This is a genomic window from Rhodovulum sp. PH10 (assembly GCF_000293785.1).
Classification (GTDB): domain Bacteria; phylum Pseudomonadota; class Alphaproteobacteria; order Rhizobiales; family Xanthobacteraceae; genus Rhodoplanes.
In genome coordinates this window covers 1-8,485 of the sequence record NZ_AKZI01000101.1, presented here as the reverse complement: position 1 = coordinate 8,485, position 8,485 = coordinate 1, and the positions used below count along the sequence as shown (strand labels likewise).

8 protein-coding genes are annotated in these 8,485 nt (G+C 69.1%); 7 read left to right on the top strand and 1 reads right to left on the bottom strand.

The window, feature by feature from the left end:
* The 6 genes from A33M_RS25015 to A33M_RS16330 all read left to right on the top strand — a co-directional run.
* On the top strand, nt 1–263 hold a 263-nt coding region (locus tag A33M_RS25015), incomplete at its 5' end, for a hypothetical protein (protein WP_237718398.1).
* Between the two features lie 251 nt (nt 264–514).
* Nucleotides 515–994: a hypothetical protein gene (locus A33M_RS16345; protein ID WP_008389315.1), complete on the top strand. Its 480-nt coding sequence runs from the start codon at nt 515–517 to the stop codon at nt 992–994.
* A 349-nt stretch (nt 995–1,343) separates the two neighbouring features.
* A complete protein-coding gene (locus A33M_RS16340; RefSeq protein ID WP_008389313.1) occupies nt 1,344–1,604 on the top strand; it encodes a hypothetical protein in 261 nt (86 codons plus the stop codon).
* A 302-nt stretch (nt 1,605–1,906) separates the two neighbouring features.
* A complete protein-coding gene (locus A33M_RS16335; protein ID WP_040621102.1) occupies nt 1,907–2,488 on the top strand; it encodes an HPF/RaiA family ribosome-associated protein in 582 nt (193 codons plus the stop codon).
* Between the two features lie 298 nt (nt 2,489–2,786).
* Nucleotides 2,787–2,957, top strand: coding sequence for a hypothetical protein (locus A33M_RS24115; RefSeq protein ID WP_008389303.1), 171 nt, complete (start codon nt 2,787–2,789; stop codon nt 2,955–2,957).
* Nucleotides 2,958–3,290: 333 nt separating this feature from the next.
* On the top strand, nt 3,291–3,662 hold the full coding sequence (locus A33M_RS16330) for an ArsR/SmtB family transcription factor (protein WP_443213349.1): 372 nt from the start codon (nt 3,291–3,293) through the stop codon (nt 3,660–3,662).
* A gap of 67 nt (nt 3,663–3,729) precedes the next feature.
* Here A33M_RS16330 and A33M_RS22515 read toward each other — a convergent pair whose 3' ends face one another.
* Complete coding sequence (locus tag A33M_RS22515; RefSeq protein WP_008389299.1) at nt 3,730–4,461, bottom strand: GntR family transcriptional regulator; 732 nt, start codon at nt 4,459–4,461, stop codon at nt 3,730–3,732.
* Nucleotides 4,462–4,914: 453 nt separating this feature from the next.
* Here A33M_RS22515 and A33M_RS16320 point away from each other — a divergent pair, with 453 nt between their 5' ends.
* On the top strand, nt 4,915–8,442 hold the full coding sequence (locus A33M_RS16320) for an FAD-dependent oxidoreductase (protein ID WP_008389297.1): 3,528 nt from the start codon (nt 4,915–4,917) through the stop codon (nt 8,440–8,442).
* Nucleotides 8,443–8,485: the final 43 nt, after the last annotated feature.

The window sequence follows — 8,485 nt, the reverse complement described above, 5'->3', positions numbered from 1 at the left end:
ATATCGGCATCGCTTTTCTCCTGGCCTCCGGCAGTTCGCGCCGCAACGCAGCCTCCGTCCGAGTTTCCAAACGGTCTCTGAGAGCCCGTGACCTCGTGCAAGCAGAGTGGTGGCTTTTTACTTCGAACTCTTCCAGCAAACCGCCGTTTTCGCACCGAGGCTTCGGTCGACGACCGGACGAGAACTCGAAAACCCCGAGCCTGCTCGTAAAAATCCCGCGCCGGCGCCGCAACGTCCTCCCGAAAATTCGTTCATCTCAATGATATAAAACGACAAAAATAGATTCCTTAACGCACGGCAATACACTGATATTTTTTTCCCGCCGGAACGTCGCGGCGCAGCGGCTTCTTTCCCGGACAGGAGGCCCGACCGGATCCGTCTCGATCCGGGACGGCCGACATCACGGAGCGGCGGCGGAACGGCGAACGTGGCGCCTCCCCGGCCGATCCGGTCACCAAGCGGGATCGTGTGCCCCATGGCCGACCCGCCCCTCGTCTCGAGAGGAGAACCACTCATGTGCGACTACAGCCTGCAGCATGTTGCGACCCGGTCCGCCAAGGTCGGCGATCAGCTGGTGACGACGAAGTTCAACAACTCGATCACCCGCGGTTTCGCCGAGGTCGGGGTGCCGGGCGTGGCGGTCTGCATCCTTCCGGGCACCGAGCTGGCGTTCGACCGTGACGTCGAGTGCGATCACGCGCTCGGCTTCTTCCCCAGCCGCAAGCTGCGCGAGCGGGTGGCGCGGTTCCGCCAGATCAACATGGACAACCCCTACGAGCACCACGACGCGCTCGAGTTCCCGAGCGGCCAGGTCGTTCTGTTGACCCGGCTGTGCGAGGGCCAGACGGCGACCGTGCTGCAGCTTCCGGCGAAGCCCGAGGGCGCGACCGCCGAGCACGAGCACGAGCACCATCACCCGGGCGAGCAGGCGCAGCGGAGCGAGCCGAGTGAAGGCGAGGCCGAGCCGCCGCGGCAGAACCCGGCGATCGTCTGAGCCGAGCACGACCGGCACGTTCGGCCTCGCGCCGGGCGTGCCGACCGCGGGCCGCCGGAAACCCTCCGGCGGCTTTTTTTTTCTCACACGCCTCGGTCGTCCCCACCCCCGGACGCTCTCTCTTTTCTGTCGGTGCTGTCGTCCGCCGGCGCCCGCCATCCCCCGGTCGCCCCGAACTTGCGACATTGCGCCACGGACGAGGAGAACGATTTCCCATTTCCCGCGTTGTCGCTTCGCAGTGCAACAAGCCTCCCCTCCACACCCTTGGTTCGCGTGTGCGAAATTTGCTTTTCGCTCTAGCAGAATTGTGGTGTGCTGATACACGAGGCGTTCAGCAGCGGGTCATCCCATGGTCGTACGAGAGCATCAGCTTCACGGGCACGACGAGATCGTCCGCTTCCTCGAGACGATCAAGCGCAAGGGCCTGATTTCCGAGTATCTGGTCAGCTGGAACGGCCGCGACGGCCGGCTCACCCCCAAGGTGACGATCTGGCACGAGGAAAGCCCCCTCCCCACCCATCGGGTGAAGGGGACGATCGCCAAAAAACTGTTCGGGCTGATCCCGGCCGAACGCATCAACGTCATCGCCGAGCAATCGACCACCGCGTGAGGCCGCGCGTCGCGCGCCCTCGCCTCGCCGCGCTTCTCCGGCTCCGCCCCCACGCGGCGACGCCGCTCGCCGACCGCCCGCTCGCCGGCCACCCGCTCGCCGGGCCCGCGCCCGCCGGCCGCTCGGCTGCCGCCGCAGCGCACCCGCTCCAAAACCCTTTCTCGAGCACACCCCCAAGAAGCGGCGGTGACGGCCGTAGGGCGGCACCGCCCACGGCCGGCGGAAACTGGCATTCCGCCGGCGGACCGCCTACATTTCGGAATTGTGAATCGCCTCGCTTCTCATCACCGCTTGGGTGACCAATGCAAGTTCCCATCGAAATCGCTTTCCACAATGTCGACTCCACGGAGTGGGCGGAGACCATGATCCGCGAGCGGATCGACGAGCTCGAGCGCCGGTTCGAGCGCATCACGTCGTTCCGGGTTCGCGTCGAGCGCCGCGCCAAGTCCAACGGGGTGATGACCGTTCCCCCCGTCGTCCGCCTGGAGATCGGCGTCCCGGGGCGGGCCGATCTGGTGGTCAGCCACGAACCGGAGTTTCTCCAGCGCAAGTTCCAGCGCCCCGACCTGCAGAAGGCGATCAACGAGGCGTTCCGCATCGCCGAGCGCCAGCTCCTCGCCCTCAAGGAGCAGCGCGAGGGCCGCACCAACGCCCCCTACAGCGACATCCAGAACCAACGGCTCGGCCAGGTCGCCGAGGTGCAGCCGGAGCAGGACTTCGGCTATCTCGTCACCTCCGAGGGAAGCCTCCTCTACTTCCATCGCAACAGCGTGCTGACCGGCGACTTCGACGCGCTCGGCCGCGGCGACGAACTTTATTATGTCGAGGGCGTTGGCGACACGGGTCCGGTCGCGACCAAGGTGCGGGTGAAGGCCGCCGACTGACGGCGGTCTCGCTCGACACGGGTTTTGCGCACACGAGGGCGCGCCACGGCGCGCCCGGTGTTCCGATCGGTCCCGCGCAAGGCCGCCGGCGCACGACGGGTGGCCGCCCACCGGCTAGTGGAGCGAGTTCGACATTCTCGGCCGCATCTTCGTTCTCGAACGTCGACTTCAAAGCTCCACTGGGACTCCATGATTGCCAGTGGTCTTTCGATTCCGACATTCGCGATTCGGATGCGCGGCGGCGGGAGGCGAATGTCGGGATCGGACGACGAGCCGGTGGCGCCTCCGGAGACGCGCCATGGACGACACCCCCGAGCACGACGACCGCAACCCCAAGCACCGCAATCGCGACGGGCAGCAGGGCACCCACGAGCCGTGGAAGGAGCCCGGGCAACGCTCACAGCAGACTCAGAAGCAGGAGAAGGTCGGCCCTACCGGCAGCAAGCCGGCCGGCGGCAACAACAACTGACGTTTTCCCGGCGCCATGCGCGGCCCGAGCGAGGCGGCCCGGCCCGCGATGTGCCTATCGGTGCCGCTGTGCCGGGGCGTCACGTCGCCCCCGGCTGCCCCTCGCCACCGGACGGGAACCGCCTCGGGCCGGTTCCACTCGTGTCGCGAGCAGAGCAGTGTCACACGTCGCGTCACATGCTGACATCTCGCTGACAAAATGCTGACGTCGTGATAAGGCTCGCCGGCGCCGACGACAGGCGCGATCCATCACACGTCTCCGCAGCGATCGCGTCCCGGCGGGACCGTCGGCCCCGGCTACGCATGCCGAAAATCGCAAGCCACGAGGTGACAGGTGCCGCTCTCGAGTGTCCAGACGTCCCCCGCCCGCCGGACCCGTGCCTCGGCCCAGAACCCGGACTTCGCCGCCATGCGCTCGAACGCCCGCGAGGCGAGCGAGTTCTTGAAGGCGCTGTCGCACGAGGCGCGGCTGGTCATCCTGTGCATGCTGCTCGACGGCGAGAAGTCCGTCTCCGAGATCGAGCAGACGGTGAAGCTGCGCCAGCCGGCGGTGTCGCAGCAGCTCGCCCGCCTGCGCGCCGACGATCTGGTCGAGACGCGGCGTGACGGCAAGAACGTCTACTACTCGCTGGCCCGCCCGGAAGTGCGCGACATCATCGCCGCCCTGCACAAGAGCTTCTGCAAGCCGCCGCGCCGCCCCCGCTGACAGCGACACCCCGGGAGCGCGATCGCGAGGCGCCGCCCGAGCGGCACCGGCCACCGCCGTTCAGTCGCTACGCGGCGCCCCGTTGGCCGCGGCCACGCGGCCGCGCGAGCATCGCCCCGCCGAACGGCGGCGCGTCGGGGGCCGGCGGAGCCTCCTCGCGACCGATCAGCTGGCTCCCCATGGTGCGGATGTGGCGGCGGGCCGCCGCCTCGGCCCCGTCGGCGTCGCGCGCCTCGATGCAGCCGAAGATCGTCCGGTGCTCGTCGATGGCGAGCGCCTTGCGCCGCTCGATCTCGTCGGGAATGAGCCGCACCATCCGGAAGAGATTCCAGGTGCCGCGCAGCATGTTCTCCAGCGCGCTGTTGCCGGACGCGCGGATCAGCGCCTCGTGAAAATCGATCAGCTCGGTCGCCTCCGGCGCCTGGCCGAGCTGCACCTCGATGCAGCCGCGCAGCATCGCGATCTCGGCCGGCCCCGCCCGCACCGCGGCGAGCCGCGCCGCCATGCCCTCCAGCGCCTCGCGGCAGGCGAGCAGATCCTCCACGTCGCGATCGCTCGGCGCCTTCACCGTCGCCCCGCGCCGCGGCTCGATCACCACCAGCCCGAGTTGCTCGAGCCGCCGCAGCGCCTCGCGGACCGGCGAGCGGCTGGTGCGGAAGAGCTTGGCGATCTCCGGCTCGGACAGCCGCTGGCCGCTCTTGAGCGCGCCCTTGACGATCAACCCTTCGAGATGCTGCTCGATCTGCCGGGACAGGGAAACGAGGGTGGGAACCTCGAAATCGAGCTCGGAATCGCCCATGGACCGATCCTGCCGTCGGGAGGCTGCCACGGCGGTTCCGCCGGCGCGTCGGGGCGTCTGCGAGACCCCCGTGATCGCGCCTCGCCGTCCCGCGCGTCCCGAGCCCCTCCTGTTTCAATCGCCGTCCCGCGCGCCGCGCCGGCCACCCCCGGCCGGGCGTCGCCCGAGACATCCGCGCGAACGCCGGTACGGCGGTCACGCACTAACCGGTGTTAGACACCCAATCGTGCCACCGCGCATCCGGCCAATCACGTGGTCGGCGACGCGCACGCGGCAGCGATGCGGCCGGCGCAGCACCGGCCAGGGCGGTCGCCCCGCCGCTCGCCCCCACGGTCGTCCCCGCCGGCAGCTTCGGCCGGGACTCGCCTGCCGCCGGGTTGTGGTATAGCCGCCCGAGAATTCCCCCGACGAGCGGCCCCCCGAAGCGGCCGCCGGCAACAGAAGTGTCCCAGCATGACCGTACGTCCAGACGCCCCGCCCCCGTCATCCATCTCTCCCGTTGCGGGCGACGAGACGCTCCGCCTCGCCTTCGGCCTGCAATTCGAGGATCTTTACGCGCGGGACGGGCTGGTCCGGCTCGATGCCGCCTTCGTCGCCGATCTCGCCGAAGCCGACGCAAGTCTGCACGCCCGCCTGCTCGCGGCCCGCGCGAGCCCCGACGCGCTGGCGGCGAAGGAGGAGGCCGACCTCCTGGTCGCCCTCGCCCCGCACGTCGAGGATTTCATCGGCACGCTGTTCGGCATCGGCACCGAGGTGCGGGCGCTGCAGGCGCGGCACGACGCGCTCGCCCCGCTCGCCACCGTCAAGCGGCTGTTCGTCCAGCGGCGCGCCTGCAAGAAGTACGACGCCGCGACCGCCGAGACGTTCGACGGCGACGCCCTGCGGCGCGACCTGGAAAAAGCCTTCGGCGGCCCGTTCGACGAGATCGGCTTCGCGACCTTCGTCGCGCCGCTCGTCGAGAAGGAGGCCGAGCACGCCGAGCTGCTGGACCTCGCCGCCCGCTATGCCGCCTGGGCGACCTGGACCGCCGAGGGACGGCGGCGCCACGCCGGCGGCGTGCTGTTCAAGACGCCCGGCAAGATCGACCCGATGCACCTCGTGCCCGCCGAGACGGTGGTGGTCGAGGGCGTCACCATGTTCGAGTTTCCCGACGCGCATCGCCGCTTTCGCGAGGGCTTTGCGCTCACCGACTGCGGCGCCGACCTCACCGGCGGCCTCGATCAGGCGAACTACTGCATCTGGTGCCACAACCAGGGCAAGGACTCCTGCTCGAAGGGCCTCAAGGAGAAGACCGGCAGTTTCCGCCGCAACGCCTTCGGCGTCACGCTCGCCGGCTGCCCGCTGGAAGAGCGCATCTCCGAGATGAATCTCGTCAAGGCGAGCGGCCATTCGGTCGGCGCGCTGGCGCTCGTCACCATCGACAATCCGATGTGCGCGGCGACCGGCCACCGCATCTGCAACGACTGCATGAAGTCGTGCATCTATCAGAAGCAGGATCCGGTCGATATCCCGCAGGTCGAGACCCGCACGCTGAAGGACGTTCTGGCGCTGCCCTGGGGCTTCGAGATCTATTCGCTGCTGACCCGCTGGAACCCGCTGAACCTGCGCCGGCCGCTGCCGAAGCCCGACACCGGCCGCACCGTGCTGGTGGTCGGTCTCGGCCCGGCCGGTTTTACGCTCGCGCATCACCTGATGAACGACGGCCACGCGGTGGTCGCGGTCGACGGGCTGAAGATCGAGCCGCTGGCGCCGGAGTTTTCGGGCGTCGCCAAGGACGGATCGCGCGTGCCGTTCGCGCCGGTGCGCGACGTGACGACGCTCGAGGAGAATCTCGGCACCCGCGTGATGGCGGGCTTCGGCGGCGTCGCCGAGTACGGCATCACGGTGCGCTGGAACAAGAACTATCTCAAGCTGATCAGGTTGCTTCTGGAACGTCGCAGCGCGTTCAAGATGATCGGCGGCGTGCGGTTCGGCGGCACGGTCGGCATCGACGAGGCCTTCGCCATGGGCTTCGATCACGTCGCACTCGCCACCGGCGCCGGCAAGCCGACCGTGGTACCGATGGCGAACGGGCTCGCCACCGGCGTGCGCCAGGCCTCCGATTTCCTGATGGCGCTGCAGCTCACCGGCGCGGCGAAGCCCGACAGTATCGCGAACCTTCAGATCCGCCTGCCGGTGGTGGTGATCGGCGGCGGCCTCACCGCGATCGACACCGCGACCGAGGCGCTCGCCTATTATCCGCTGCAGGTCGAGAAATTCCTGGCACGCTACGAGACGCTGGTCGCCGAGCGCGGCGAGGCCGCGGTGCGCGCCGCCTGGCCGCCCGCCGAGGTCGAGATCGCCGACGAGTTCTTGGCGCACGCCCGTGCGATCCGCGAGGAACGCGCGGCGGCGGCGCGTGAGAAGCGACCGCCGAAGCTCGCCGCGCTGGTGCGCAGCTGGGGCGGCGTGACGGTGGCCTATCGCCGCCGGATGGTCGAGGCGCCGAGCTACACGCTCAATCACGAGGAGATCGCCAAGGCGATGGAGGAAGGCATCCGCTTCGCCGAGCGGCTGTCGCCGACCGAGGTGTTGGTCGACAATGCCGGCCGGGCGCGGGCGCTGAAGCTCGAGCGGCAGGGCGACGTGCCCGGCGAGAAGGAGGTGACGCTGCCGGCCCGCACCATCGTGGTCGCCGCCGGCACCCAGCCCAACACCACGCTGGCCCGCGAGGATCCCCAGATGATCCTCGACGGAAAGTATTTTCAGGCGTTCGACGAGGCCGGCGAGCCGGTGACGCCGGAGCGGGTGTCGAAGCCCTCCGAGGTGCGCGTGGTGACGCGGCTGCGCGACGACGGGCGCGCGGTGAGCTTTTTTGGCGATCTGCACCCCTCCTTCGCCGGCAACGTCGTGAAGGCGATGGGCGGCGCCAAGCAGGGTTATCCGGTCGTCAGCCGCCTGTTGGCAAAGCTCGAGACGCCGAAGGCCGACCGCACCGCATTGTATGAAAAGCTCGACCACGAGCTGCGCCCGACCATCGAGGCGGTGAACCGGCTGACGCCCAACATCGTCGAGGTGGTGGTGCGCGCGCCGATGGCGGCCCGCGCCTTCCAGCCCGGCCAGTTCTACCGGCTACAGAACTACGAGACCTATGCCGCGTCGGTCGACGGCACGCGGCTGGCGATGGAGGGCCTCGCCCTCACCGGCGCCTGGGTCGATCGCGAAAAAGGCCTGCTCGCCACCATCGTCCTCGAGATGGGCGGCTCGTCCGATCTGTGCGCTTCGCTCGAGCCCGGCGAGCCGGTGATTTTGATGGGGCCGACCGGCGCCCCGACAGAAATCGAGGACAACGAGACGGTGCTGCTGATCGGCGGCGGGCTCGGCAACGCGGTGCTGTTCTCGATCGGCCAGGCGGCGCGCGCGCGCGGCTGCAAGGTTCTGTACTTCGCCGGCTACAAGGCGATCCGCGACCGCTACAAGGTGCCCGAGATCGAGCGTGCGGCCGACGCCATCGTGTGGTGCTGCGACGAGTCGCCCGGCTTTACCGCCGATCCCGCGCGGCCGCAGGACAAGAGCTTCGTCGGCAACATGGTGGCGGCGCTGGAGACCTACGCCACCGGCGGGCTCGGCGCCCAGCCGATCGGCCTGCCCGATGTCGACCGGGTGATCGCGATCGGCTCGGACGGCATGATGGCGGCGGTCGCCCGCGCCCGCCACGGCATGCTCGCCGCGCATCTGAAGCCGGGACACGCGGCGATCGGCTCGATCAACTCGCCGATGCAGTGCATGATGAAGGAGATCTGCGCGCAGTGCCTGCAGCGCCACGTCGATCCGGTGACCGGCATCGAGAGCGTGGTGTTTTCCTGCTCGAACCAGGATCAGGCGCTCGACGAGGTCGACTTCGGCAATCTGCGCGCCCGCCTGGTGCAGAACGGCGTGCAGGAGAAGCTGACCAAGCAGTGGGTCGACCGGGCGCTGCGACACGAGGGGCTGCGCCCCTGAGAGCCTGACTCGAAATTCGTCCTTTATCGACGGGCTCTGGCGA

Bases quoted from the DNA above. Each gene is read 5' to 3' on its own strand.
- A33M_RS16320 (WP_008389297.1), top strand. From the start codon at position 4,915: ATGACCGTACGTCCAGACGCCCCGCCCCCGTCATCCATCTCTCCCGTT.
- A33M_RS24115 (WP_008389303.1), top strand. From the start codon at position 2,787: ATGGACGACACCCCCGAGCACGACGACCGCAACCCCAAGCACCGCAAT.
- A33M_RS22515 (WP_008389299.1), bottom strand. From the start codon at position 4,461: ATGGGCGATTCCGAGCTCGATTTCGAGGTTCCCACCCTCGTTTCCCTG.
- A33M_RS16340 (WP_008389313.1), top strand. From the start codon at position 1,344: ATGGTCGTACGAGAGCATCAGCTTCACGGGCACGACGAGATCGTCCGC.
- A33M_RS16335 (WP_040621102.1), top strand. From the start codon at position 1,907: ATGCAAGTTCCCATCGAAATCGCTTTCCACAATGTCGACTCCACGGAG.
- A33M_RS16345 (WP_008389315.1), top strand. From the start codon at position 515: ATGTGCGACTACAGCCTGCAGCATGTTGCGACCCGGTCCGCCAAGGTC.